Annotated in this window: 28 protein-coding genes; 17 read left to right on the top strand and 11 right to left on the bottom strand. The window is 49.5% G+C overall.

Annotated features, from left to right (window positions below; genetic code table 11):
• Nucleotides 1-13 precede the first annotated feature (13 nt).
• The 9 genes from AZF00_RS18050 to AZF00_RS18010 all read left to right on the top strand — a co-directional run bounded on the left by AZF00_RS18050 (nt 14) and on the right by AZF00_RS18010 (nt 5,436).
• Nucleotides 14-676 carry a response regulator gene (locus tag AZF00_RS18050; RefSeq protein WP_062384598.1) on the top strand — a complete coding sequence of 221 codons (663 nt, stop codon included), beginning with the start codon at nt 14-16 and terminating at the stop codon, nt 674-676.
• Nucleotides 673-2,058: a sensor histidine kinase gene (locus AZF00_RS18045; protein WP_062384594.1), complete on the top strand. Its 1,386-nt coding sequence runs from the start codon at nt 673-675 to the stop codon at nt 2,056-2,058. Before AZF00_RS18050 ends, AZF00_RS18045 begins: the two co-directional genes overlap by 4 nt.
• Entirely contained in the window at nt 2,055-2,399 is a 345-nt protein-coding gene (locus tag AZF00_RS18040) for a cupredoxin domain-containing protein (protein WP_008252891.1), read from the top strand. The genes AZF00_RS18045 and AZF00_RS18040 overlap by 4 nt, the downstream gene beginning before the upstream one ends.
• Before the next feature lie 22 nt (nt 2,400-2,421).
• The gene (locus AZF00_RS18035; protein ID WP_062384591.1) at nt 2,422-3,228 is read left to right on the top strand and encodes an FTR1 family iron permease; all 807 of its coding nucleotides are present in this window, start codon (nt 2,422-2,424) and stop codon (nt 3,226-3,228) included.
• Nucleotides 3,228-3,944: a hypothetical protein gene (locus tag AZF00_RS18030; RefSeq protein ID WP_062384588.1), complete on the top strand. Its 717-nt coding sequence runs from the start codon at nt 3,228-3,230 to the stop codon at nt 3,942-3,944. The genes AZF00_RS18035 and AZF00_RS18030 overlap by 1 nt, the downstream gene beginning before the upstream one ends.
• 149 nt (nt 3,945-4,093) lie before the next feature.
• Entirely contained in the window at nt 4,094-4,405 is a 312-nt protein-coding gene (locus tag AZF00_RS18025) for a hypothetical protein (protein ID WP_062384585.1), read from the top strand.
• Nucleotides 4,406-4,494: 89 nt separating this feature from the next.
• On the top strand, nt 4,495-4,860 hold the full coding sequence (locus AZF00_RS18020; protein ID WP_008252877.1) for a YajD family HNH nuclease: 366 nt from the start codon (nt 4,495-4,497) through the stop codon (nt 4,858-4,860).
• Between the two features lie 16 nt (nt 4,861-4,876).
• The gene (locus tag AZF00_RS19515) at nt 4,877-5,047 is read left to right on the top strand and encodes a hypothetical protein (protein ID WP_197465689.1); all 171 of its coding nucleotides are present in this window, start codon (nt 4,877-4,879) and stop codon (nt 5,045-5,047) included.
• A gap of 50 nt (nt 5,048-5,097) precedes the next feature.
• Nucleotides 5,098-5,436 carry a DUF805 domain-containing protein gene (locus AZF00_RS18010; RefSeq protein ID WP_062384579.1) on the top strand — a complete coding sequence of 113 codons (339 nt, stop codon included), beginning with the start codon at nt 5,098-5,100 and terminating at the stop codon, nt 5,434-5,436.
• A 50-nt stretch (nt 5,437-5,486) separates the two neighbouring features.
• On the opposite strand, the gene AZF00_RS18005 is transcribed toward AZF00_RS18010, so the two are convergent.
• From AZF00_RS18005 to AZF00_RS17990, 4 genes are all read right to left on the bottom strand, one after another.
• Entirely contained in the window at nt 5,487-5,861 is a 375-nt protein-coding gene (locus tag AZF00_RS18005; RefSeq protein ID WP_062384575.1) for a hypothetical protein, read from the bottom strand.
• A gap of 65 nt (nt 5,862-5,926) precedes the next feature.
• Nucleotides 5,927-8,050: an ATP-dependent DNA helicase RecG gene (recG, locus tag AZF00_RS18000; RefSeq protein ID WP_062384572.1), complete on the bottom strand. Its 2,124-nt coding sequence runs from the start codon at nt 8,048-8,050 to the stop codon at nt 5,927-5,929.
• Nucleotides 8,047-9,021, bottom strand: coding sequence for a hydrogen peroxide-inducible genes activator (locus AZF00_RS17995; RefSeq protein WP_008252861.1), 975 nt, complete (start codon nt 9,019-9,021; stop codon nt 8,047-8,049). The genes recG and AZF00_RS17995 overlap by 4 nt, the downstream gene beginning before the upstream one ends.
• 106 nt (nt 9,022-9,127) lie before the next feature.
• The gene (locus AZF00_RS17990; RefSeq protein WP_082793693.1) at nt 9,128-10,126 is read right to left on the bottom strand and encodes an NAD(P)H-quinone oxidoreductase; all 999 of its coding nucleotides are present in this window, start codon (nt 10,124-10,126) and stop codon (nt 9,128-9,130) included.
• Between the two features lie 114 nt (nt 10,127-10,240).
• Here AZF00_RS17990 and AZF00_RS17985 point away from each other — a divergent pair, with 114 nt between their 5' ends.
• Complete coding sequence (locus AZF00_RS17985) at nt 10,241-11,158, top strand: sugar nucleotide-binding protein (RefSeq protein ID WP_156474878.1); 918 nt, start codon at nt 10,241-10,243, stop codon at nt 11,156-11,158.
• A gap of 8 nt (nt 11,159-11,166) precedes the next feature.
• On the opposite strand, the gene AZF00_RS17980 is transcribed toward AZF00_RS17985, so the two are convergent.
• The 4 genes from AZF00_RS17980 to gmk form a co-directional block, all read right to left on the bottom strand.
• The gene (locus AZF00_RS17980) at nt 11,167-11,550 is read right to left on the bottom strand and encodes a RidA family protein (protein WP_062384562.1); all 384 of its coding nucleotides are present in this window, start codon (nt 11,548-11,550) and stop codon (nt 11,167-11,169) included.
• A gap of 104 nt (nt 11,551-11,654) precedes the next feature.
• Entirely contained in the window at nt 11,655-13,835 is a 2,181-nt protein-coding gene (locus AZF00_RS17975; protein WP_062384559.1) for a RelA/SpoT family protein, read from the bottom strand.
• Nucleotides 13,836-13,857: 22 nt separating this feature from the next.
• Nucleotides 13,858-14,121 carry a DNA-directed RNA polymerase subunit omega gene (gene rpoZ / locus AZF00_RS17970; RefSeq protein WP_008252847.1) on the bottom strand — a complete coding sequence of 88 codons (264 nt, stop codon included), beginning with the start codon at nt 14,119-14,121 and terminating at the stop codon, nt 13,858-13,860.
• Nucleotides 14,122-14,204: 83 nt separating this feature from the next.
• Entirely contained in the window at nt 14,205-14,822 is a 618-nt protein-coding gene (gene gmk / locus AZF00_RS17965) for a guanylate kinase (protein WP_062384556.1), read from the bottom strand.
• Between the two features lie 506 nt (nt 14,823-15,328).
• On the opposite strand from gmk, the gene abiEi reads away from it, so the two are divergent.
• The 7 genes from abiEi to darG all read left to right on the top strand — a co-directional run bounded on the left by abiEi (nt 15,329) and on the right by darG (nt 19,974).
• Nucleotides 15,329-15,853, top strand: coding sequence for a type IV toxin-antitoxin system AbiEi family antitoxin (abiEi, locus tag AZF00_RS17960; protein WP_062384553.1), 525 nt, complete (start codon nt 15,329-15,331; stop codon nt 15,851-15,853).
• 2 nt (nt 15,854-15,855) lie between these two features.
• Nucleotides 15,856-16,743, top strand: a complete 888-nt coding sequence (locus tag AZF00_RS17955) for a nucleotidyl transferase AbiEii/AbiGii toxin family protein (protein ID WP_062384550.1) — start codon at nt 15,856-15,858, stop codon at nt 16,741-16,743.
• Nucleotides 16,744-17,281: 538 nt separating this feature from the next.
• Nucleotides 17,282-17,425 carry a helix-turn-helix domain-containing protein gene (locus tag AZF00_RS17950; protein ID WP_471633756.1) on the top strand — a complete coding sequence of 48 codons (144 nt, stop codon included), beginning with the start codon at nt 17,282-17,284 and terminating at the stop codon, nt 17,423-17,425.
• Nucleotides 17,425-17,607: a hypothetical protein gene (locus AZF00_RS17945; RefSeq protein WP_008252834.1), complete on the top strand. Its 183-nt coding sequence runs from the start codon at nt 17,425-17,427 to the stop codon at nt 17,605-17,607. The genes AZF00_RS17950 and AZF00_RS17945 overlap by 1 nt, the downstream gene beginning before the upstream one ends.
• A 30-nt stretch (nt 17,608-17,637) precedes the next feature.
• A complete protein-coding gene (locus AZF00_RS17940; protein WP_008252833.1) occupies nt 17,638-18,222 on the top strand; it encodes a restriction endonuclease subunit S in 585 nt (194 codons plus the stop codon).
• Complete coding sequence (gene darT, locus AZF00_RS17935) at nt 18,223-18,864, top strand: type II toxin-antitoxin system toxin DNA ADP-ribosyl transferase DarT (RefSeq protein WP_008252832.1); 642 nt, start codon at nt 18,223-18,225, stop codon at nt 18,862-18,864.
• 51 nt (nt 18,865-18,915) lie between these two features.
• Nucleotides 18,916-19,974 (top strand): type II toxin-antitoxin system antitoxin DNA ADP-ribosyl glycohydrolase DarG, encoded by a 1,059-nt coding sequence (darG, locus tag AZF00_RS17930; protein WP_008252831.1) that lies wholly within the window; start codon nt 18,916-18,918, stop codon nt 19,972-19,974.
• A gap of 382 nt (nt 19,975-20,356) precedes the next feature.
• Here the strand turns inward: darG and mobF are convergent, their stop codons facing one another.
• From mobF to AZF00_RS17915, 3 genes are all read right to left on the bottom strand, one after another.
• Nucleotides 20,357-23,149, bottom strand: coding sequence for a MobF family relaxase (gene mobF / locus AZF00_RS17925; RefSeq protein ID WP_008252830.1), 2,793 nt, complete (start codon nt 23,147-23,149; stop codon nt 20,357-20,359).
• A 4-nt stretch (nt 23,150-23,153) separates the two neighbouring features.
• The gene (locus tag AZF00_RS17920) at nt 23,154-23,474 is read right to left on the bottom strand and encodes a hypothetical protein (protein ID WP_008252829.1); all 321 of its coding nucleotides are present in this window, start codon (nt 23,472-23,474) and stop codon (nt 23,154-23,156) included.
• 228 nt (nt 23,475-23,702) lie between these two features.
• Nucleotides 23,703-23,951: a hypothetical protein gene (locus AZF00_RS17915; protein ID WP_008252819.1), complete on the bottom strand. Its 249-nt coding sequence runs from the start codon at nt 23,949-23,951 to the stop codon at nt 23,703-23,705.
• Between the last annotated feature and the right edge of the window lie 10 nt (nt 23,952-23,961).

Genomic DNA, 23,961 nt, shown 5'->3' with positions numbered 1-23,961 from the left:
GTGAGTTTCAATAATGCGTTTACTGCTTATCGAAGACGATGAAAGTTTAGCCCAAGGTATGTTGACCGCGCTGCGGCGGGCGGGGTATGCCGTTGACCACGCGGCGACTGGCGCCAATGCTCTGCGTTTTTATGAAGCAGGCCAGTTAGATTTAGTAATATTGGATTTGGGCTTGCCAGATATCGACGGTCTTAGTCTGTTGCAGGCGTTGCGCAAAATTCAAGCCGGTATACCTGTTCTTATCCTCACCGCCCGGGACGGTCTTAGCGATAAAATTGCTGGACTGGATGCCGGCGCCGATGACTATCTTACAAAGCCATTTGCTTTCGAAGAACTATTGGCTCGCATTCGCGTGCTGTCGCGGCGCAGTGGGCCACTGCGCGAAGCAGAAATTCATATTGGCAATGTCAGCCTTAATATCGCCAGCCATGAAGTGCAATTGAATGGTGAAGTGCAAAAGGTCTCTCGCCGCGAATTTGCCATTTTACGGGCCTTGGCTGACCGCCCTGGTCAGGTATTTAGTCGTGAGCAATTAGAGGAAAAACTTTATAGTTGGGGCGATGAAGTCAACAGTAATACTGTGGATGTACATGTGCATAACCTCCGCAAAAAATTAGGTCACTCGGTTATCAAGACCATTCGTGGGGTTGGCTTCATTCTCGGTGACAGTGAATGACCTCGCTGCGCCGTTTTTTGATCATTAGTGTGTTGTCGGCACTTATGCTGGTTAATTTTATTGCCGCGCTGCACGGTTATCGCTCAAGTATGCTCGAGGCCGAAAGCCTATTTGATCAAAAGCTAAGCGAAATGGCCGCGCAATTTGCGGCTATGCCATTGCCGAATGAGGAATCGCCACCGTCGGCAGATGATGAGCAAATGGTCTTTCAAATTTTTTCAGGCGAAGGCAAATTACTGTGGCGTTCTGTCCACGCGCCCGCGCAAATTATTAGCGAAGTACCGGGTTTTGGTGAGCATAATTTTAATGATTACCGGTGGCGCACGCTAAGCTATTTAAACCCGAATACGGGGCGACGAGTGGTGGTCGCTGAGCGCGTAGATCAACGCTATCGCTTAGCCGAGAGTGTGATATTAGAATCTATTGTACCAGTGGTTCTGGTATTACCCGTGGCGGGAATATTAATTTGGTTAATCATTGGTCGCGGCTTAAGTAGCCTTGGCGTACTGGCGGGCATTCTGCGCCGAAAACCGACCGACGATTTTGGCGCCATTCGAGTCGATGGTGCACCGGTAGAACTGTTGCCGGTTATTCAATCGGTAAACTCTATGCTAAGTCGCTTGAGCGCCTCGTTTGAACGAGAACGCCGCTTCTCTGCTGATGCCGCACATGAATTACGGACACCCATCAGTGCAATTAAAATGCACCTTCACAATGTGCGCGATGAGCTGCCCAACGGCAGCGATTCTCTGCGCAGCTTGACTAAAGACGTAGACCGCCTTGCACATTTAGTAGAGCAAATGCTATTGCTACACCGCACTACACCAGATCACTACCCAGCAAAATTTGAAAAAATCTCATTGCCAGGCTTAGCTCGCGATGCGATTGCGGAGCGCTACGCCGATTGCGCTGCTAAACAGCAAACCATCGAGTTAGCGGGCGATGCGGTAACAGTGGATGGCGACCGCTTTGCACTCGGGATTTTACTGCAAAACTTGGTCAATAATGCCAGTAAATATACCCAGCAGGGCGGACGCATTGAGTTGCGCACCGAGGTCAAGAGCAGCGAGGTTTGGCTAACCGTTGCAGACAACGGACCGGGGATATCGGCTGAGGCGCAGAGTCGGGTGTTCGAACGTTTTTATCGGCTGGGGGGAGACCGCCACAGCTCGGGAGTGAGCGGCTGTGGTTTAGGCTTATCGATCGTTGAGCATATTGCAGAATTACACGGGGCTAACATCGTCATGGCAACAGGTTTAGAGGGCAGGGGCTTGGCGGTATCGATCGTATTCCCCGCACCGTTGCGCAGTGATAAGGCATTACCGCCTAGCGCTAAATCAAAAAAAGCGCTCGGTCGTAGCGATGAGGGCGAGCAGGTATGAGCAAATTAATGTCGACCTTGAGCCATTCAATCGGCGCTGCGCTATTGTTGTTAGCCGCGACCTCAGTTTGGGCAGAAAAGCCCAGCTTCAACCTGGAAATACGCGAACATTTATTTACGCCCTCAGAATTGCGGGTGCCCGCCAATACCAAAATAAAACTTTGGGTATACAACCGCGATAGCACGCCGGAAGAATTTGAAAGTTACGAGTTGAATCGCGAAAAAGTAATTTTGGGCGGCCAGAAGGCCTTACTATTTATTGGCCCGCTACCGGCGGGAGAGTATCCATTTTTCGGCGAGTTTAATCCCAAGAGTGCTCAAGGCAAGATAATTGCTGAATGAGAATTAAATCGAGTAAGGTAAAATGCTGCTGACTAGCGTCGTCATTATCATTCGTGAAGTACTTGAAGCGGCACTGCTGATAAGTATTCTATTGTCTATGTGCCGACAATTGGGCGTGAGCCAGGCCTGGTTTAAATGGGGGGTATTAGTAGGCTTGCTTGGGTCCGTAGGTTATGGTCAGCAGATGGGCAGTATTTCATCGGCCATGGGTCGCGTGGGCCAAGAGCTGAGTGATGCGGGGATTCAATTATTGATTTATCTCTGCTTACTGTATAGCTGTCAACAATTAGTGTTTTACCTTAATCGTCGTCAGTCACTAAATAGTATTTTATTCGTGGCGATGGCCGTCGCTATTGCCTTGGCAGTGATCCGCGAAGGTTCAGAGATTTATATTTATTTATCAGCCTTTCAAGGTAATCAAGAATCGCGCTTAGGTTTATATAGCGGCGCGGTAATTGGCTTGGGTATCGGCTTTAGTTTTTGCGCCTTATTTTATTATTGGCTGCTGAGTTTTAGTCCGCGTCGCGCCGTATTTTTTGGCAGTATGTTACTTACCCTAGTGGCGGGCGGCATGATTTTACAAGGCTGTAAAATGCTGATTCAGGCGGATTACCTACCCGACGGTCAAGCTTGGGATAGCAGCGGGTTTTTACCCGAAGACGGCCTGCCGGGGCAATTGCTTTACGCCATGGTGGGCTATGAAGCCACTCCCGCACCAGCGCAAGTTGCGATTTATGTATTTGCGATTGCGGTCATGCTTGCCACCTTAACATTGCGTTATCGCGCGGGTATAAATGCGGCATCGCCAACTAAGCCGGATGAGCAATAATGCTAGGCTCGCGCAAGCTTGAATTAGGCCTGTTGGTATTGAGTTCATTGACTGGCGCGGTGTTTGCCGACGGTTTGGCTGTAGACAAAATTTACGCGCCTTACGTTAATGTCCTTGAAAAAGAATTGGAATACCGGGTCAGCCGAGCGCAGGGAGGCGTTCAAGCGCCAAATGGCATTGTTATTCAGCGTCTCGGTTTTGGCGCGGCAGTTAGCGAAACCCTCGCCCTCGAGGCCTATGTCATCGGTCGCGGCGATGACGATGCTGCAAGCTTCAGTGGTTATGAACTCGAAGCTCGCTGGCAACTCACCGAGCAGGGCGAATACGCAATAGATTGGGGTGTACTGCTGGAGTACGAAAATAGCCGCGACAGTGATGTGGAAGAACTGGCGACCAAAATCATCGCGCTGCGGGAGTGGCACAGCTATATCTTCACCGCCAATGCTGGATTACTTTACGAAGACAGCGAGGTTAACGGCGACGAGTTTGAAACCAGCTTTTCGGCACAGGCCCGCTACCGCTATAAACCCTATCTGGAACCCGCGCTAGAATTTTATGCCGCCGAAGATTATCACGGTATTGGCCCCGCGCTGGTGGGGATGACTCGCTTAAGCAGCACCAACAGCATTCGTTGGGAATTGGGCAGTGTCCTTGGTTTAAATGAAAGCAGTGCTGATTACACCCTTCGCTTAAAGCTTGATTATGAGTTTTACTAGCTGCTGGTCGACAATCTAGCGCAATTCCTGTATTGAATAACGGTGTGGCTACTTTCTATATCAAGGTGGATTTTTGATCAGTTAAATTTTATAAGCCGGCGCGCAGTATTGGTGTCCTCTCTTGAATAAGTAAGGAATTATTAAATACTATGAGCAATTCGGCGCTAGACCAAAACGGCGATACAGTGTGGAACCCATCAGTAAAGCAGAGGCGGAGTCTTCTTGGGTCGCTCAGCGCAGATGACGCAGAAGCCTGTGTTTCGCTGATACATGATGGCCAGTGGAGTATCTCGGCGTTTCACTCCGGGCTAGTTTGTCTTGAAAACGCCGTTACCGGCGAAGGTCCTTGGCATATGGCCGAAATTCCCGTGACCAAGATTCTTGATCTATGGCTATTGCTAGCCGATGGTAGTCTTCAGGAGCTTCGCCAGTTACCGTGGCAGGACGGTGATGGCTTCTAGGTCGCACTGGAATTCATTTTCTGGGCTGTGCTAAGAAGAGCTAAGCTCATATATCAATAATTTAAATATTTCCATTTATAGGCAAGTTAATGAGCGGTCAAAAGAAGACACTGGATCAAGTTTTAGCAGAACAGCGCGAGTACAATACTAAGCGCGCCAGCGGTTATCGAGAAAAAGCCTTAAAGCTGTACCCCTGGGTTTGCGGGCGGTGCGCGCGTGATTTTGAGCGTAGGAATTTATCTGAGTTAACGGTCCATCACGTCGACCACGATCATGATAATAACCCGCCTGATGGTAGTAATTGGGAACTGTTATGTATTTATTGCCATGACGAGGAGCATACCAAATACGAAAACTTAGTCCGCTATGGCAGTACCACGGAGAAAAAGTCAAAAGCGGCCACATTCAACCCCTTTGCTGATCTCAAGGCAAAGATGGACAGCGATAAAAAATAGTCTGGTGGAAAAATTTATGTCAAAGAAAGTCCTTAAATTTGAGTTTGAAAAAGAGACAAAAAACAGTGTTCGCTATAAAGAAGTTCCCGACGAAGGAACTGCGCCTATTGTCGGTTCCTTATATATACAAAAGTGGTTTGCGGGTAGTAGTAAAACCATTGAGATTACAATCGACAAAAAAGATTAAATAGCCTGTGACGCCTCTTTACAGCAGAAAAAATGAATAAAGGATTAACGATGGAATATTTTACTGACGCGTTTAAAAAGTATGCTGAGTTTTCCGGCCGGGCAAGTCGACAAGCGTATTGGATGTTTGTGCTGGCTTACTTCCTTATTTATGTTGCCATTTCTGTTGTCGACTATGTGCTGAACACGGTTTGGCTGGCCTCGCTTTTTTCTTTGGTGGTATTAATGCCAAGTATTAGTATTACCGCGCGGCGGCTTCACGATACGGGCCGGTCGGGTTGGTGGCAGCTAATTTATTTGGTGCCGCTCATAGGTCTCATTGTGATGCTGGTGTTTCTTTGTCAGGCGAGTGATGGCGACAATGAATACGGCTCAGTTAACGCATCTTAATATGGCGCAGCTTTTTCGGTGACGGAGGCTTAGCTGGGGGCGGCAGTCAGTTAATGGCTTGCCTTAAAGTTCTCTCGTATCGTGTAGCGGAAAAACACCGGGAACGTATTTTTGACGTAAATTTGTTCCTGCATCATGTATTTGGGGCTAATGCCTTGGCTTAAGGTAATAATCACCCCACGGGAGTCTAGGCGGTACACTTGGCCTTCGATTTCTTCGCAGTGTTGGTCGTGAAACCTAATATTGCCCCGTAGGGTTTCGCCGATTTGTAGTGGCGCATCTGATTTTTGGGCCAGTAAAATACCGCGCTCGGAAATTTCTAGAACGCGGTAGGTGGTGTCTTTATCTACGGTGAGCGGCGGTTCGGCGGCCTTGGGGTAGGGCAGCCGGAAGAAGCGGCGCAGGTTTTTAATTTTATCGATCATTCTTTATGTGTAGTCGATGTTTTCGGTGATGTCGACTAAGAGCGCAAGGCTTTTGCAAAAAGGCTTTATACCGAGGCGTATACACTGCGCCCTGAAAGCCAGCGTTGGATAAGCGGTTTAATGTTATTTGGGTGGTTTTCGATGATGTGCTGGGCTTGTTCGCGCACCGCGTCGAGCAAGTCGTCGTCGCGCTGTAAATCGGCTATTTTAAAACTCATTAAGCCGGTTTGGCGGGTGCCAAGTACTTCGCCGGGGCCGCGCAGTGCTAAATCTTGCTCGGCAATAACAAAGCCGTCATTGCTGTCGCGCAGGGCGGCTAAACGCTCGCGACCATTGCGTGACAGCGGCGTTTGGTAAAGCAGTACGCAAAAGCTTTGCTGGCTGCCACGGCCGACCCTGCCTCGTAATTGGTGTAACTGAGCTAGGCCGAGGCGCTCGGCGTTTTCAATGATCATTAGCGAGGCGTTGGGCACGTCTACCCCGACTTCAATTACCGTGGTGGCGACGATTAAATCTAATTCTGCCGCTTTAAAGTCGGCCATGACAGCGGCTTTTTCTTTGGGCTTCATGCGGCCGTGCACTAGACCAATGCGCAATTCCGGCAGGGTTTCTTTTAATAGCTCCCAGCTGGCTTCAGCGGCTTGCGCTTGAAGCTTGTCAGATTCTTCGATCAGGGTGCACACCCAATAGGCCTGCTGGCCGCTGGCGCAAACACCTCGGAGTCTTTCCATTACATCGCCGCGCCGGTCGTTGGCCAGTACCACGGTATTGACTGGGCTGCGGCCCGGTGGCAATTCATCGATGACCGAGGTATCGAGGTCGGCGTAGGCGGTCATCGCCAAGGTCCGTGGAATAGGGGTTGCGGTCATGATGAGCTGATGGGGCTGGCCGACTTGGGCCGCGGCTTTTTGTTTTAGCGCTAGGCGCTGGTGCACACCAAAGCGATGTTGCTCGTCGATGATGACTAAACCGAGTCGGGCGAACTCTACATCGTTTTGGAATAGCGCGTGGGTGCCAACCGCGACATGGGCGCTGTGATCGGCAATAGCGTCGCTTTGCAATTGACGAGCTTTGCCTTTTAATTTGCCGGTAAGCCAGGCCACATTTAAACCGAGGGGCTCAAACCACTGGCTGAAGCTTTGGTAGTGTTGCTCCGCCAAAATTTCAGTGGGCGCCATAATCGCGACCTGGTAGCCGCTGGCGACTGCCCGCAATGCGGCGAGTGCCGCCACGGCAGTTTTGCCGCTGCCAACGTCACCTTGAACCAAACGCAGCATGGGGGTGTGGCTGCGCAAGTCCTTGGCAATTTCCTTGGCTACGCGTTGTTGTGCGCCTGTTAGCGTAAACCCCAAGCCTTTTAAAAATCCGCGCTGTAGTGTTGTTGGGCCGTCGAGGGCCGGGCCGCCACCGCGCTGGGTTTCGCGTCGCAACTCTTGCAGGGCTAAATTATGGGCAAGCAATTCTTCAAAGGCCAGGCGCCGCTGGCTGGGATGCAAGCCTTCTTGTAATTGACTGATCGAGGCGTCAGTCGGCGGATGGTGTAAGTAGCGCAGCGCCTCGGCCAAGGTCCATTGGCTGTTACTAAGGGCATAGGGCAGTGATTTAGTTGGTAACCATTCACTTACTGGGTGGTGGTCTAGATACTGTAGCGCTTGATCGCAGAGCTTGCGCCAACTGGTTTGGGCAAAGCCCTCTGTGCTTGGGTAAATCGGCGTGAGTCGCTCTTCTACAGGTACGGGTTCGTCGCCGCCGAGAACGCGGTATTCGGGGTGGTAAAATTCTAGGCCACCGCTGCCCCGGCGGGGTTCACCAAAGCAACGCAGTCGCGCACCAGGGGTGAGTTGGGCTTTTTGCGCCGCACTAAAATGGAAGAAGCGCAGGGTGGTGGTGCCGCTGCCATCTTGGATTCGGCAGACTAAGCTGCGACGACGGCCGAATACGACATCGGCAACCAGCACTTTACCTTCAATGACGACGTCGGTACTTAATTGCATGGCCCCAATCGGCGTAATACGGGTGCGGTCCTGGTAGCGCAGGGGCAGGTGGAACAGTAAATCTTGTACGGTTTTAATGCCCAGTGCGTCGAGCTTTTCGCGCACCTTGGGGCCCACACCTTTTAAGGTGGCGACACCAAGTTGATGTAGCGCCACGGTGGTAGCCGGATTGCGCTTGTCAGTGGCTTGGCTCATCCGGACTTTTTAATTTTACGTTTTGTTTTGGATGGACTTTGTGAGCTTGGCAGCGAGGTTAGTGCCGCCGCCGAGGCTTTTATAGCGCGGCTAATGACATCCACGGCCTGGTGGCGGGGGAAGCTCGCGCGCCAGGCCAATGCTACGGTGCGGGTTGGCGAGGGGTCGACAAAAGGCCGAGTACACAGCACGCCATCGCCATAGGGAGCAACTTGCGCGGCAGACAGCGGCAGTATGGTAATACCAAGCTTGGAGACGACCATGTGCTTTAAGGTTTCGAGTGAGCTGCCCTCGACAACGGACTGGAGTAGGCGATCTCCATTGGCAAAGGTTTGTCGAAGTCCCGGGCAGGCGGCCATGACTTGGTCGCGAAAGCAGTGGCCTTCACCGAGGAGCAGAACATTTTCATTGAGTAAGTCGTCTTGGTGTAGCGCCGTTTTTTGCGCTAAGGGGTGGTCGCAGGGCAGCAGCACAACAAAGGGTTCTTCGTAGAGCGGCTGGGTAACAACGTCGGGTTCATTAAAAGGGAGTGCGACAATAATGGCGTCGAGCTGGGAGGAGCGCAGGCGCTCTCGCAAGACCCCGGTTAAATTCTCCTCAATATATAAAGGCATCTCCGGCGCATACTCGCGAATTAGCGGAATACAGCGCGGGTAAAGATAGGGGCCAACGGTGTGGATTGCGCCAATGGCCAGCGGCGTGCCCAAGGGATCGCGGCCCTGATTGGCGAGCTCGCGAATATGGTCGGCTTGCTCTAGCACATAGCGCGCTTGGCGAATCACTTGTTCGCCCACCGGCGTCGTTTTAATTTGCCCGCGATTGCGCTCAAACAAAGAAATGCCGAGTTCGTCTTCCAGTTTTTTAATGGCCACGCTGAGGGTGGGCTGGCTAACAAAGCATTTTTCTGCCGCCTTGCCGAAATGCCCTGAATCTTTCAGGGCAAGAATGTAGCGCAGTTCGGTAAGCGTCATAAAAATACCTGTGCAATAGTGAAAACGTAATAGTTAATACCTATGACGCTCAATACTACCCTGCCGCGCTGAAAAGGCAATTTATACTTTAACGGAAAAGCCGAGTTTACTCCGCTAGCCGTAGTAAAATTTTGCCGATATGGGCGCCACTTTCCATGCGGGCATGGGCGGCGGCGATATCGGCAAATGGAAAGACCTGATCAATCACCGGGTTTATTGTGCCGTTGCCGTACAGCGGCATAACCTGCTCTTCTAGTTCGGCGGCTATTTGCGCTTTTTGTTCAGCACTTTGGGCGCGCAGGGTTGAGGCGGTTAAGGTCAGGCGTTTCATTAGTACCGGTAAAAAATTCAATTCGGCGGTAAAGCCCGCTTGAAAGGCAATAAAAACGATGCGGCCGTCGGCGGCGGCGAGCTTAATATCTTTTTGCACATAGTCGCCGCCTACCATATCTAGAATTACATCCATGCCGTGGCCGCCAGACGCCTCGGCCAGTACGGTTTCAAAGGCTTCGGTTTTGTAATTGACTGCCTTGAACGCGCCGAGATCTTCACAGGCCGCACATTTTGCTTCGCTACCGGCGGTGGTATAAACCTTGGCGCCCATCGCGGTGGCGAGACGAATGGCAGTTGTGCCAATGCCGCTACTGCCGCCATGAACCAGAAAGTGTTCGCCCGCTTTAAGTTTTGCGCGCTGAAAAACATTGTGCCAAACCGTGAATAAGGTTTCTGGTAGCGCCGCCGCATCGAGTACCGACATGCCATTGGGAACAGCGAGGCATTGGCTGGCGGGGGCTACGGTATAATCGGCGTAGCCGCCACCATTACACAGCGCGCACACCATATCGCCCACGGCCCAGCGGCTGACGTCGCTGCCGACGGCGACAATTTCACCCGATACCTCTAAACCCAGTACAGGGCTGGCGTCTGCTGGTGGTGGATAGAGACCATAGCGCTGCATTAAGTCGGGACGATTGACGCCGGAGCCAATAACGCGAATCAAAACTTCCGTGGCGGCGGGCTCTGGCATCGCCTCATTGGCGAAGCTCAGGTGGTGATCTTCGCTGTTAACGGTAACGATACGTCGCATGATGGGAAGGCTTGCCATGGTCGTCCTCGGGTGCAAAGTGCTAAGCTCTGCAGCGGCGCTCGTAATTGCCGCTAACACCTAGCAGAAAAAAGATGAGAGCCAGTATAGCGAAGACTGCTGGCACTGGGCGAATTGTCGTTTTATTTATTGGAGTTTACGCTGGCGATGGCTGTTGATGGCAAAAGGGAACAAAAAAAGCTGCTCATTGTGGGTTGTGGTGATATTGGCAATGGTTTGGCAGAGTTGTATTTACCCCAGGGGTGGGAGGTGCAAGGTTTACGTCGTAATACTGCCAAATTGGCGCCGGGGATTACGGCATTTGCGGCGGATGTTTGCGATCCTGCGAGTGTGGCAGCTCTTGGCTCGCTGCGGGCAGACTATGTGGTGGTGACCTTAACGCCTGGCGGAAATAAGGCCGAAGCCTATCAAGCCGTATTTGAGCGGGGTTTGGCCAATGTTTTGGCTGCGATCGCGGTGCCACCCAAGCACATATTTTTTGTCTCCAGTACCGGCGTGTACGCGCAGGCCAATCACGACATAATCGATGAAACTAGCGAAACGGCCCCCGACCGATTTTCTGGTCAAAGTCTCTTAAACGCTGAGCAGGCAATAGCCGCTACTGCTTGGCCCCACAGTAATATTCGCTTTGGCGGCATTTACGGCACTGGCCGATTTTTTATGCTGAATAAGGTTTTGGATGGCGACTGCGCGCCGGCAGCGCCGCTGCACTATACCAATCGCATTCACCGCGATGATTGCGTTGGCTTTATCGCCCATTTAATAGATAAAACCGAGGCGGGTGGCAAACTCAAAAACTGTTATGTTGGCGTGGATGATGAGGCTGCGAGTATTCAAGATGTACAGTCCTGGTTGGCTGCGCAGTTAGGCGTGACTTACGCGAGCAAGGGCGAGCCGATTGCGCGCACAGGGAGCAAACGCTGTGTGAATCGCCGTCTGCGAGAAAGCGGCTATACATTGAAATACCCGACTTTTCGCGAGGGTTTTGAACCGGTACTACGCGCGTGGCGCGCGAGTACCGCTAAAGATTGACGCTGTAATTAAAGCGCGAGTATGACTTCAACTTCAATCATGGCGCCACGGGGTAGCGCGGCAACTTGAACGCAGGCGCGGGCGGGGTAAGGTTCGGTAAAAAACTTAGCCATTACCTCGTTAACCTGAGCAAACACGCTTAGATCAGTTAAGGAAATATTTACCTTCACCGCGTTATTTAAGCTGCCGCCGCTGGCATCGGCCACGGCCGACAGGTTTTTAAACACCTGGGTCGCCTGCTCAAGAATCCCACCGTCAACCATGGTCATGGTTTCTGGGACCAAGGGAATTTGGCCAGACAAATAAACCGTATTGCCCACCTTCACCGCTTGCGAGTAAGTGCCAATAGCCTCTGGGGCGTGGAGGGTGTTGATGTATTCTTTAGTGCTCATGGTGGCTCCTAGTTATTTAGTCGGATGTCGGGAGTCGGGCGTCTGACGAAAAACCAGACCGTGCGGATGCGTCGGACATCAGACCCCAGACGTCCGACTTTCCCTTAATGCCTTTCCCTAGTCACCTTTATCACCGCGGGAATATTCCGTATGCGGCGCATAATATTGGCTAAATGCACTCGCGAACGGACGCCAACAATAAGGTGAATGGTGCTAATTTTGGCATTTTCGTCTTCTACGCTGATTTTTTCTATGCTGCCGTCAGCGCCATTTACGCGGGTTGCTAACACAGCAATAATGCCGCGCTGTTTGGTTAATTCAATTTTCATTTCTACCGAGAAGTCGCGGTCAATATTCTCGGCCCAGCTCAGGGGTACTACTCGGTCGGGCTGGCTGCTAAGTTCAATACTGTTGTGGCAGTTTTCGCAGTGTACTACCACCCCTTTTTCGGAACTGACGATGCCAATAATGTGGTCGCCGGGTATGGGGTAGCAGCAGCGCGCAAAATTAACCAAAAACCCTTCGGTGCCATGGATGACCATGGAGTGGCGGGTTGGCGGTGGCCGCAGGGCGTCGCCGTCGGCAATATTGTCGCGTAAATTTAATAATTGGCGGGCGGTTAAATAGGCAACTCGGTTACCCATGCCAATTTGTTCATAGACATTGTCCGGCGTTTTGGCGTGGGTAGTGTCGACCAGTTGCTGAAGGTATTTGTCTTCGAAGTCGGCAATGTTCTCGTTCATGCTGGCCAGTGCGCGTTCGAGCATACGCTTGCCCAAGGTTAAGGCTTCGTTTTTGCGCTGGTATTTCAGGTGGTGACGAATACCCGTACGGGCCTTGGCTGTGACCACAAAATGCAGCCATGCCGGATTGGGCTGGGCGCCGGGGGTGGTAATCACTTCTACTGTCTGACCGCTTTGCAGGGTTTCTGACAGTGGCGCTAAGCGGCGGTTGATTCGACAGGCCACGCAGCTATTGCCGATGTCGCTGTGAACCGCGTAGGCAAAGTCCACGGCAGTGGCGCCGGCGGGCAACTCCATAATGTCGCCGCGCGGGGTAAAGACATAGACCTCGTCGGGGAAAAGGTCAATTTTTACATTCTCGATAAATTCTAAGGAGTCGCCAGCGCGCTCCTGCATTTCTAAAAGACCTTGCACCCATTGCCGAGCGCGGGCATGGCTGGAATTGCGCTTGGGCTCTTGGTCGCTGCTTTTGTACAGCCAATGGGCGGCGATGCCGTTATTGGCCATTTCTTCCATTTCGTGGGTGCGGATCTGAATTTCAATCGGCACGCCTTCCAGACCAAATAACACCGTGTGCAGAGACTGGTAGCCATTGGCCTTGGGAATGGCAATATAGTCTTTAAATTGGCCTGGCACCGGCTTGTACAAGCTATGTACGCAGCCTAATACTCGGTAGCAGCTGTCGACAGAGTCTACGACTATGCGAAAGGCATAGAGATCCATAATCTCTTTTAGCGACTTACGCTTATTGCGCATTTTGCTGTAAATACTGAATAGGTGCTTTTCGCGGCCGATGACATTGGCGCTGTGACCTTCTTCGGTAAGGCAGTTCTCGATGCTTTCTTTAATGCTGGTGATGGTTTTTTTTCGGTCGCCAAAGCGCGTTGTAATGGCCTTGCGAATGCGTCGGGCCCGCATGGGGTGCATGGACATAAAGCCCAGGTCTTCGAATTCAACCCGAATATTGTGCATGCCCAAGCGTTGGGCAATGGGCGCGTAAATCTCCAGCGTTTCTCTGGCGATACGGCGGCGCTTATCTTGGGGCATGGCCCCGAGGGTGCGCATATTGTGTAGGCGGTCGGCGAGTTTAACCAAGATAACGCGAATATCCTTGGCCATGGCCAAGGCCATTTTCTGGAAGTTCTCGGCTTGTTGCTCGGCTTTAGATTGAAACTCGATACGGGTTAGCTTCGAAACCCCGTCTACTAGCTCGGCGACGACATCGCCAAATTGATCGCTTAAACCCTGTTTGGTGACATGGGTGTCTTCAATGACGTCATGGAGCATCGCCGCCATGAGGCTTTGAACGTCCATGTGCATTTCTGCAAGAATACTGGCAACTGCTAAGGGGTGGGTTACGTATGGCTCACCACTGCGACGGTTTTGACCTTCGTGGGCTTGTTCTGCGTAGTAGTACGCGCGTCGAACCTGATTGACCTGATCGGGCGTCAGGTATTCAGCAAGGGAGATTGCAAGGGCGTCGATTGATCCGGCTGGCTCTTTAACGCCGCTGCTCGGATTGAAAAAACTGTATTGATGCATCGACGCCCCTTTCAGACGCGAATTACAGTGAAGCGGCGCCCAATTCAGCGCCCAGATCGATTTCTGGCTCGTCGTCGTGCTTATTGGCAGCCATGACTTGCTCGCGGGTGATCTTGCCTTCGGCCAGCTCACGCAGTGCAATAACCGTTGGCTTATCGCCCTCTTCTGCAACTAAGGCAGTTTTGCCGCCGGTTGCCAGAGCATGGGCGCGTTTGCTGGCGACCATAACTAATTCAAAGCGATTATCGACGGCTTGTAGGCAGTCTTCAACAGTAATTCGGGCCATGATGTGTTTCCTGCAGACTAAACAAAATCAGCGCACAAATTGCGCGCTGTTAATTACTTGGCAGTCTAACAAAAAGTTGACACTTATGACAGTAGCGCACTAAGCAGTGTGGCATGGCGGTCCTGTTGTTTGTCTAATTGCAAACGACGGGCGCGAATTATGGCCTCTAAGTCGGCCAGTGCGGTGTTGAAGTCATCATTTATGACCACATAATCGCCTTCAACATAGTGAGACATTTCCGCCACGGCAGCGTCCATGCGGCGCTGAATGACACTGTCGTCATCCTGACCGCGACCAGTAAGGCGTTGATTTAAGGCCTCCCGAGAGGGCGGCAGAATAAAAATCGCGATGGTTTCGGGCATTAAGCGGCGCACTTGCTGGGCGCCCTGCCAGTCAATTTCCAGAATCACATCTTCGCCACGGGCGAGTTCAGACTCTACCCACTTTTGAGACGTGCCGTAAAAATTATCAAAAACCTGGGCATGCTCCAAAAAAGCGGTCTCTCCCAGCATCTGTTGGAACACCTCGTGGCTGATAAAGTGATAGTTCACGCCATCCTCCTCACCGGGCCGCATCGGCCGCGTGGTGTGAGATACCGACACACTGAGTTGGGGCGTGCGCTTGAGTAACTCTGCGACTAAGCTGGTTTTGCCGGCTCCCGAGGGTGCTGAAATGGTATAGAGCGTGCCTTGACTGTGCATAGCGACGGGGTCGTCCTCTGATTGTAGTGCTCGCGGCGGATGGCAGCGCGATAGATAGCGTTTAGATTATACGACCAGTTTAGCAAAGCGTCACGGAAGGGTGGGTCGTTCTATGAAATTGAGGCGCAGCGAACAGTATTCAATATTCTGAATCTGCCCATTGAGTAGCGGTCAAAGCCCGATGAAACTCAATAATTTGCCTAAAAGAGACCGTTCAAAGATGCCTATTTGTCCAGCACTTGCCTTTGGTTTTTACTGAATCTTGGTGGTGAGTAACGGGAAAACCGTGCGGTTTTTACGCTGCTGTCAGGCTTAAAAAATAGCGCAATATGGATACTATGGTGTCTCTAGCTGGGCAACATATAAGGTTCGAGAACGAAGATTGCCCTGTCTCAATAGGTATGCGCTAAGTGAGCTATATTGTAACAATGTGCATACCTCCGGTTTGCGTGAGCGCAACATCTGGTCTACACTAAATTACCTTTTTGGTGATCTAGTGTAGACCTATGACGAAATCTGAGGAGCTATTAAGCGCGTTAGCCAAAGCGGTGAATGCTGGTGGTGGCATTCACAGTGCAACAGAGCTTGCTTTTATGCTGGGTGTGCCTTGTGGCCCAGCTTTTAGAAAGTTCCTCGCAGATAGCGTAAAGAAGGGCTTGCTAAGGCGAGTGGTGAAAGGCTTTTATGAAAGTATGATTACACCGCCAGAGCCAGAGACGGCCATTTATAAAATCATCAAAAAGTTGCGTAGTGGCGTGTTGAGCTACATCAGCTTAGAAAGTCAGCTAAGCCATACCGGCGATCTTTCACAAATTGTGATAGGCAGAGTCACTGTAGTCACTAAAGGCCGAAGTGGTTGTTTTGATACACCCTATGGTGTGATCGAATTTACCCACACTAAGAAGCCAGTCGAACAAATCGCACCTAATTTGTACTATGACCCTGCCATCAAAATGTATCGCGCGCATAAAGAACAAGCAATTGCAGATCTAAAGCACTGCCGACGCAATCTACATATGCTGGAGAGTTAAGTATGCTGAAGCAACAAATTCGCCAAATCGTACAGTCAAACCCTGACTTTGCAGCAGTAACGCCCGTGATAGAAAAAGAGATCTTGCATCACGACATTATGGACGTGCTGATCAAGCAAGGCGTTATGCAGCGATTAACCTTTATTGGCGGCACCTCATTACGCATGTGTTACAACAGTAGTAGGTTGTCAGAGGATCTTGATTTCAACGGCGGCTATGACTTCAAGCCATCCGAGTTTGAAGGGTTGGAGTCCGAGATCCAGACCTATATTCAAAATAAGTATGAAACCGAAGTTTGGGTAAACAAGCCCTCTAGCGAGCAGCAAGGAGATACTGTTTCGTGGAAGATTAGTATCGTGAAAGAGCCTAATCGTCCTGATTTACCACGACAAAAAATGCATATTGACGTCTGTGCAATACCCTCATTCGATATCGAAAAGCGTCCGTTAATCAATCATTACGACATTGTTGTGCCGACTGAAGGGATCTTGGTTCCGGTGCAGTCATTACAAGAAACACTGGCCGATAAGCTTATTGCGTTAGCGTATCGGGCAAGACGTATCAAGCCTCGTGATATCTGGGATATTGTTTGGATTAAGCAGCGCGGGATTGATTTATCCAAAGTATTGGTTGACAAGAAACTCACCGCCAGACACAAGCAAACAGATGACTTTCGACAGGCGCTGTCTACTGCCTTAGCCAAGCTAATGACGGAAGAGGAAGTGCGAAATGACTTTAATATGGAAATAAGCCGCTTTATTCCTAAGCAAATTAAAGAGAGAACCCTAGATAGCCCAGAATATTGGACGTATGTTCAGGGAGAGGTGAATGCCATCGTATCTGAGTTACTTCATGATGGCACACCCAAAAAACCATTTGATATGGGTTAGTTCCTTACCTTAGAGCTTCATGAATTAGGCAGGTTTAATCTAACTCTCGTTCACACTTTTACCTGCTGAAAAGTGTGTTTAACGGTTTCTGGAATTTTATTGCTAGTGACAGAAATAAAATTGCTTAGGTGTATAAAATACCAGCCGTCCTCAACGGTAAAAACCTACTCAATATTCTGGATCTGTTTATAGGTATATTTCTATAATTCCATAAAAAACAATAAGGTATGATATTTTTAAGTGGCATTTCTCTGGTTATGTCACCATTTCTGTCACCGTTTAAGGTTGGGCTGTTCATATCACGCATTCCTGTCACGGGAGCAGTGTTAAATCGGCTCGCAGAAGAGTCGCTAATAATGACAGGCATTATGTCCGACTTTTAATGTAGCTGCATCCAGAAGTCATATTGAACTTAGAATATGTGATTTTAACTGGAAAAATATTAATTGATCTCTAAAAATGGTAGTTTTCAGTTATCTATAACTTCCTTTTAGAATTCGTGGGGAATCGAATGATTCGCTGCCATTTGGCTCGTCTAATGGGCGAACGCAAAATGCGTATTGCTGATGTCGTCAGTGAAACTGGGCTCAGCCGCAATACAGTAACATTGCTTTATAAAGAAACTGCCCAAAAGGTTGATTTAGATGCTTTGGATAGCAAGAGGCTATATCTTCGTTTCTGATGTCGATCGATAAAAAAATCGAGCTTAATAACCAAATCAACGCTCAGCTCGAATTCTTGGTCAAGCTCATTTACGACTATTGGTTTGTGCAGTTTGACTTTCCCGACGCCAATGGTTTGCCCTATAAATCTTCAGGCGGAAAGATGGTTTATGATGAGGCGCTTAAGCGACACATTCCGTAGGGCTGGGGTGTTGAAGAATTAAACCAGTGTGTGGAGACAATTCTTGATCATCGAGGGAAGACACCAAAAAAATTAGGTGGTAATTGGACTGATAGTGAAAATGGAGTTATAGCTCTATCGGCTAAGTTGGTAAAAGGCGGGAAACTCCGTAATCTTGAAAAAGCAAACAAGGTAGACAGAGCTTTGTTTGATAAATGGATGTCGGCAAAATTGAAAGATGGTGACATCTTGATGACTTCAGAGGCTCCAGCTGGGGAGTTTTACTTTATCCACGGAAAGACTGATTATTGCATGAGTCAAAGATTGTTCGCTATTCGAGCTAATCAGAGATTGTTAGTGCCCAGTTATCTATATTATGAGCTATCAAAAGGACATGGCTACTCTCAAATATTGGGAAGCTTGAGCGGAAGCACGGTATTTGGTATTCGACAAGATGTTCTTAGAACTATAAAAGTCGTAATACCTGATTTTAATCTTCAGCAGCGCTTTGATGAAAGCGTATTACCACAATTAACGCAAATTAAGAATTTTGATCAAGAAAATGTGGAGTTAGAAAAACTCCGAGATTGGCTCCTCCCTATGCTAATGAATGGCCAAGTGACGGTGAAAGATTAAATGCCTAGTCCTGCTAACCCAAAGCTATATCACATAGCGCATGTTGATCGCCTAGCGTCGATTATCGCGACGGGAGGTTTGCTCAGTGATGCGCAAATTGCAGTTCAAGCTGTGGCAGGTAGCATGATTGGCATGAGCCATATAAAGCAGCGCCGGTTGCAGGAGTTAACACTAACTACTCATCCCGATTTGTATGTTGGTCAGTGCGTGCCGTTCTATTTCTGCCCGCGTTCTATTATGTTGTATATAATTAGTCAGGCGAACAGCCCTGATCTGGCTTATAAAGGCGGGCAAGGTCCTATTGTGCATTTACAGGCAGACCTCAATGCTGTTGTTGCGTGGGCAAATCAGCAGCAGCTGCGCTGGGCGTTTACCTTATCCAATGCCGGTTCGCGTTTCTTTGAGGATCGAAATGATTTGGCTAATTTGAACGAGTTAGATTGGCCTGCGATTCAAACTAGGCAGTGGCAGGGATGTAAGGACGGAAAGCAGGCTGAATTCTTGCTGGAGCAGGGCTTCCCTTGGCACCTTGTCGAAGCTATAGGGGTTCGTTCGCAGCCTATTTACCAACAAGTGATGAATGCGCTGTATACGACGCCACACAAGCCTGCTGTGACGATTAAGCCAGAATGGTACTATTAGTGAAGCCGATGAGTAGAAGAGAAGGTTTTAGGTATATATGGGGAGCCGCCAATGATTAAATTTACATCAGGTGACATTTTACGCGCTGATGCAGAGGCGATAGTGAATACCGTGAACTGTGTAGGTGTGATGGGCCGGGGAATAGCACTACAATTCAAAAAAGCATGGCCTGATAACTTTAAGGACTACGCTGCTGCCTGTAAGCAAAATGAAGTAAAGCCGGGTAGCATGTTTATCGTTGAAACCGGTCAACTGGCGAATCCTAAATACATTATTAACTTCCCCACCAAGCGTCATTGGCGGGGTGCCAGTAAAATAGAAGACGTGGAGCTAGGGCTTAATGCTTTATCGCGCGATATTAAGGAGCTAGGCATAAAGTCTATTGCTATTCCGCCACTGGGTAGCGGTTTGGGCGGCTTAGATTGGGGTGATGTACGCCAAGTGATTGAAGCCACATTAAGCGATTTAGGTGATGTCGAGATCTTGGTTTATGAGCCAAATGGTGCGCCAGAGAACGATAAGATGGCGCAAAACCGTAAAGTGCCGAAAATGACCGCAGGCCGCGCGGTGCTCATTGAGTTGATGCAGCGTTATTTATGTGGATTACTTGACCCAACAGTGACGTTATTAGAAGTGCACAAATTGCTTTATTTTATGCAGTCAAGTGGTGAGCCTTTACGACTCGACTATCAAAAAGCCTCCTATGGCCCTTATGCCCAAAATTTAAGGCATGTTCTTAATGCTATTGAAGGGCATTTTGTATCGGGTTATGCCGATGGAGGTGATGCACCGGGTAAGGAGTTGAAGCTTGTCCCCGGTGCGGTAGATGAAGCCGCAGCGTTTTTAAAGCAACACCCAGATAGCCTAGCGCGGTTTGAAAAGGTAGTAGAGCTCGTTGAGGGCTTTGAGTCACCTTTTGGCCTAGAGTTACTTGCTTCTGTACATTGGGTATTAGAGAAAGAACATGCTCAAGGGCCAGCTGATGTTGTACAGAAAATTCATTCTTGGAACGACAGAAAAAAGCAGTTCACTCAACGACAAATTTCCCTCGCTATTCAGACGCTGAGTGCGAAAAACTGGTTGGGCATGGCGAGTTCTTTTCCATCTTAATCGTAGGACGGCTATAGATCTTATTAATCTCAAAAATTAGTAAATATGCAAATAAATCAGTATTTTAGGTGTTTTTGTGATCTAGTTCAGTGTGCTGTGATTACAGCTCCGAAGGTGCTGGCCAATACTAATTGGCTAGTACCTTGTATCTGTCCTGTAATCCCTGTAGCACGATACATCCCCTAGTTGTAAAACACGAAGGTGTCGCAATTGACGGTCATACCCTGCGAGCTGAATACCGTGCTGACATTAGCAGGGGGCAGATAGGTAGGTTTTATTATACGCTTCCTAAAAATAGCGGTATTTCCAGTTGGAATCCTCCGGCGTACAACTGATACTGACGTGTTCCCCTCTAGCAGCAGGTAAGAACGATAACGAACTCTCAGTGACTGTAGTCCAGCGCGTGCTGATCGATATGCTGACTGGCATTCTGTTTTTCACCGCTATGCGCCTGGAGCTGCTGCTCCAGCAACTGTCGGCTATCTGTTACTAGAACAGCCTCCTGACGCGCCCTACTGAGTGAGACATATAAGGCTTTTTGGCTGGACAGGTTGGTTCGGTAGCTTTCCGCATGGTAAAAAACACGTTCGCATGTTTTTCCCTGCGCGGCGTGGACGGTAGAAACATAGTCATGGGTCCAATGATAGCAGCGTGCGGAATTAAGGTGCAACGATAGCTCGCGGCCGCTCTCCAGTCGGATCATAGCAGTTCGAGTGCCGTCATTGATTGATATAACTTCCGCTCTCGTACCGTTGCTGAGACCGCTTTCTCGGTTATTGGTGGTCCAGATGATCCGGTCCCCACGAGATAGACCGGCCTCAAGTGAGGAATATACCTGTGATCGTCCTCCCCACGACGCGGGGTTCCACATAACCTTCTCCCCGTTTTCGCCTGTTAATGTAGCGACATTTAATTCAGGATTAAGTGTCTGAATCGTCCAATAGGAATTTTTTTCTATGCCTTTACGCTTATAGCCCCGGCAGAATTTGACGGTATCTCCCACAGAATAATTGAGAATATCTTTAGCAGAGGTCGTGGTCATATCGATGCGGCTGAAGGAGGTTGCATTACTTTCTTGTTTTGACAGGTCACCGAGCTCCTTTAGCCCCGCCCTGATTGCGCTGGTAAGATGCTGTCGGCCGTTCCGACTGGGTTCTATGATCAATGTTTTTTGTCTTTCATCAATAGGGAGGGCTAGATAGCGCTCTGCCAGGGCTTTATGGCGCATCTTTACGCCACCAGAGATCTCGATGATCTGGCTATTACCTTTACTCAACATATTCAGAGCTTCGACGGCTTGACCTTTAACTGAATGGTTTACGGCGTCAAGTAAGGAGATATCTTTTTGTCGGACGATTTCCTCAAGCTTTAGTGTCGTTATTCCAGATTCCTGGATTTGTCTGAATGCTGCACCGGCGTCAACGGAGCCTAGCTGATACATATCACCTACAAGTACCAGCCTTGCCTTACATCTGTGTGCTTTGCCGATGAGTTTGGCCATATCCCGAGTTGAGATGAGGGAAGCCTCATCAACTAACCAGACCTCGGGCTTTGCTAAGCTGTTATTATGGTCGGTCTTTATAAGGTGGCTGGCTACGGTAACAACATTTTTAAGCTCGGCGCCTTCAGATAATGACGTACAAGCCGAGACTGATGGTGCCATCCCTCTGACAAGGTAGCCCTGATGTTTATAGACGTCGGCTACCAATCTCAGTGCGGTACTGGTTTTTGCCGTGCCTGCGTATCCTTGAACAGCAACTAGCTGATCTTTCGTGGTGAGCAAACCTCTTACTGCTGTCTTCTGGTCCGCGGTCCAGCCGTCGAATCCATCACTCAAGTTTTTGCGTTCAGCTTGTGCCAACCACGCTTCGGCATTTCTTATCGTCAACACTGGGGTGGCATTGAGGCGCATGCATCTGGCGGTCCTGATCATGCCTTCTTCTAGCTTGATCGTCTCGGGAGTGGTAAATGCTTCAACTTGCTGCCATGACTTTGAGGAGCGCCTGTACTCCGCGCATCGATATCCTCCAACGAGTAATGACTCGCGTTCGGCCCACTCAATACCTTTGCATACCTGTTCAGTCGAGATACCATAGCCGACAGCTTGAAAATTCAGTTCATCTCGTAAGCGGTTCTTTGAGAAAACACTGTCCCTTTCCGAGATGGATAAAATTGTATTACGGATTAGATCGTAGATAGTTTCGGTTTGGTCTATTCTGTCTTGCCGCTGCCAGCTTTTTGACTGTGACTTCTGCCTTGACTGGCCTACTATTTGGTCAATATCACAACCAAATTCGCGCGATCTGAGTTGCCATTCCTTGACGAGCTCATCCCTGTCTGATGTTTTCGCTTTCGGTGATCGCGTATCGTGGGAAACTTTTTCTTTCAGGGCCGGCGACGCTTTTTCTCTGGTTAATCCCTGCTCTGATAATGTCTTTTCGATTTCATTAGAGCGTTGGCTGAAGACGCGTAATTGTTCATTCGAAAATCCCGCAATCTCGAAGTTTCCATCTCTCCCCTTGCTAATCTCATAGCCGAGGACTCTGAGTTTTGACGCTAAAGTTTGACGATAAAACAAACCAGCCGCTTTCTGTATGTCGAAGAAAGGCCTGGTCTGGATGCTGCGCCAGTTGCCTTCTGCGGTTTGAGATGCATTTAGAATAACCACGTGGTGATGCTGAAGTGGATCAAGAGAGCGGCTCGTCTCGTGGCGGAATACGGCGCACAATAGATTGTCAGCAGGAATGTTGTCGAATGACTCTGTGCCATCTGGAAAGCGCTTGTGACTTCGGGTGTAAGCCGCCATTTTGGTGATAAAGCTGATCATCTCCTTAATGGATTCCTGGTCAGCCGTTAGAGCGCGCTCATCTCTGCCCACTAATGCTACCAGACTTACCGACTTTGGAGGGGATGTTGTGAAATCTATTCCGGCTTTGTGTTCACGTTTGCCGGCCCGAAACCGCCCGAGCTCTTCGCCGGCAATATTACCGTGAAGGTAACGAATAAGGCGGTCAACTTCGACAGCTGACCCTTCTATGCCGAGACGCCTAGCTCCATCACCGGCCCAGAAAGAATGGCAGGACTCATCTTCCAGGTAGTAATTGGCGTGATCCTGATTCAACAAATAGCGCGCGGCGTAAGGTGCACTTCGGATCGCGGTGGGGTTGCACGTCATAGCACTAGGTAGAAACGTATCGTTCAATCAATTTATTAACTCGCTCCCTGACATCGGCTTGATCCAGATGGAGTCCATCATTATTGACAATTTCGGTTATTAAAACGCGCGTGAATGATGCGCAATGCAGCAGTGCATCAAGGCTTGAATGAATATGATCAAGGCTTTCTGTTGGTGCGGTATTCTGTGTATTCAATGACCTTTCAACTAATAGTTTTATGGCTGCACTCTTGGAGATATCGCGATCTTTTGCAAATTTCTGAATGTCATTATGAAGCGCTTGATGACAGTACATTTGCAAACGCTTTAACTTTCCTGATTTCATAGCGAGTCACTTTTGAGTTGCCTTAGAGTCACCGATTTCGCGAAATAACTCATATATGAGTCATGTTGCTGAATCATCCCATATTCCTATAACTGTCTGATATTTCGAATATTATAGCTCGGCACCTCAGGTGCATGAGGTGTCCTGCTTTTGTAGGCGGGATTACCGCCTCCCAAAGCAAGTAAAAACGGGGTCCCAGCAACGCTGGGGAACGCAGGACTTTGCCGCTCACTCATTAGTTGGCCGTGTTGTATGATTCGTATGTGATGCCTTAATATCTCTGAGCTCTGCATTTGCTTGCTTGACCAGTCGCTCGATGGCTTCTTCAACTAGCTCATTCAGTCGGAAACTGACGCCGTACTTTTCTGCGGATTGTTCTACGTGGGAAATATCACGAATCAGTGCTTGAGATAACATAAAAGCTTTCCGCTTTTTGATTTGTGACTCGGCACTGAAAAATAGTTTTTTGCTGGACATATTGCGTCTC

The organism is Zhongshania aliphaticivorans, from assembly GCF_001586255.1.
Lineage (GTDB): Bacteria > Pseudomonadota > Gammaproteobacteria > Pseudomonadales > Spongiibacteraceae > Spongiibacter > Spongiibacter aliphaticivorans.
The sequence above is the reverse complement of the archived record's forward strand: the minus strand, read 5'-3'. Positions and strand labels throughout refer to the sequence as shown.

Coding starts and splice junctions, on each gene's coding strand:
- AZF00_RS17995 (WP_008252861.1), bottom strand. CDS start 9,021: ATGACGCTTACCGAACTGCGCTACATTCTTGCCCTGAAAGATTCAGGG.
- rpoZ (WP_008252847.1), bottom strand. CDS start 14,121: ATGGCCCGAATTACTGTTGAAGACTGCCTACAAGCCGTCGATAATCGC.
- AZF00_RS17975 (WP_062384559.1), bottom strand. CDS start 13,835: ATGCATCAATACAGTTTTTTCAATCCGAGCAGCGGCGTTAAAGAGCCA.
- AZF00_RS18005 (WP_062384575.1), bottom strand. CDS start 5,861: ATGATCGATAAAATTAAAAACCTGCGCCGCTTCTTCCGGCTGCCCTAC.
- AZF00_RS18045 (WP_062384594.1), top strand. CDS start 673: ATGACCTCGCTGCGCCGTTTTTTGATCATTAGTGTGTTGTCGGCACTT.
- darT (WP_008252832.1), top strand. CDS start 18,223: ATGCCTAGTCCTGCTAACCCAAAGCTATATCACATAGCGCATGTTGAT.
- AZF00_RS18035 (WP_062384591.1), top strand. CDS start 2,422: ATGCTGCTGACTAGCGTCGTCATTATCATTCGTGAAGTACTTGAAGCG.
- abiEi (WP_062384553.1), top strand. CDS start 15,329: ATGACGAAATCTGAGGAGCTATTAAGCGCGTTAGCCAAAGCGGTGAAT.
- AZF00_RS18050 (WP_062384598.1), top strand. CDS start 14: ATGCGTTTACTGCTTATCGAAGACGATGAAAGTTTAGCCCAAGGTATG.
- AZF00_RS18010 (WP_062384579.1), top strand. CDS start 5,098: ATGGAATATTTTACTGACGCGTTTAAAAAGTATGCTGAGTTTTCCGGC.
- AZF00_RS17920 (WP_008252829.1), bottom strand. CDS start 23,474: ATGAAATCAGGAAAGTTAAAGCGTTTGCAAATGTACTGTCATCAAGCG.
- recG (WP_062384572.1), bottom strand. CDS start 8,050: ATGAGCCAAGCCACTGACAAGCGCAATCCGGCTACCACCGTGGCGCTA.
- gmk (WP_062384556.1), bottom strand. CDS start 14,822: ATGCACAGTCAAGGCACGCTCTATACCATTTCAGCACCCTCGGGAGCC.
- AZF00_RS18020 (WP_008252877.1), top strand. CDS start 4,495: ATGAGCGGTCAAAAGAAGACACTGGATCAAGTTTTAGCAGAACAGCGC.
- AZF00_RS17955 (WP_062384550.1), top strand. CDS start 15,856: ATGCTGAAGCAACAAATTCGCCAAATCGTACAGTCAAACCCTGACTTT.
- AZF00_RS17950 (WP_471633756.1), top strand. CDS start 17,282: ATGGGCGAACGCAAAATGCGTATTGCTGATGTCGTCAGTGAAACTGGG.
- AZF00_RS17945 (WP_008252834.1), top strand. CDS start 17,425: ATGTCGATCGATAAAAAAATCGAGCTTAATAACCAAATCAACGCTCAG.
- darG (WP_008252831.1), top strand. CDS start 18,916: ATGATTAAATTTACATCAGGTGACATTTTACGCGCTGATGCAGAGGCG.
- AZF00_RS17915 (WP_008252819.1), bottom strand. CDS start 23,951: ATGTCCAGCAAAAAACTATTTTTCAGTGCCGAGTCACAAATCAAAAAG.
- AZF00_RS19515 (WP_197465689.1), top strand. CDS start 4,877: ATGTCAAAGAAAGTCCTTAAATTTGAGTTTGAAAAAGAGACAAAAAAC.
- AZF00_RS18030 (WP_062384588.1), top strand. CDS start 3,228: ATGCTAGGCTCGCGCAAGCTTGAATTAGGCCTGTTGGTATTGAGTTCA.
- AZF00_RS17990 (WP_082793693.1), bottom strand. CDS start 10,126: ATGGCAAGCCTTCCCATCATGCGACGTATCGTTACCGTTAACAGCGAA.
- AZF00_RS17980 (WP_062384562.1), bottom strand. CDS start 11,550: ATGAGCACTAAAGAATACATCAACACCCTCCACGCCCCAGAGGCTATT.
- AZF00_RS18025 (WP_062384585.1), top strand. CDS start 4,094: ATGAGCAATTCGGCGCTAGACCAAAACGGCGATACAGTGTGGAACCCA.
- AZF00_RS18040 (WP_008252891.1), top strand. CDS start 2,055: ATGAGCAAATTAATGTCGACCTTGAGCCATTCAATCGGCGCTGCGCTA.
- mobF (WP_008252830.1), bottom strand. CDS start 23,149: ATGACGTGCAACCCCACCGCGATCCGAAGTGCACCTTACGCCGCGCGC.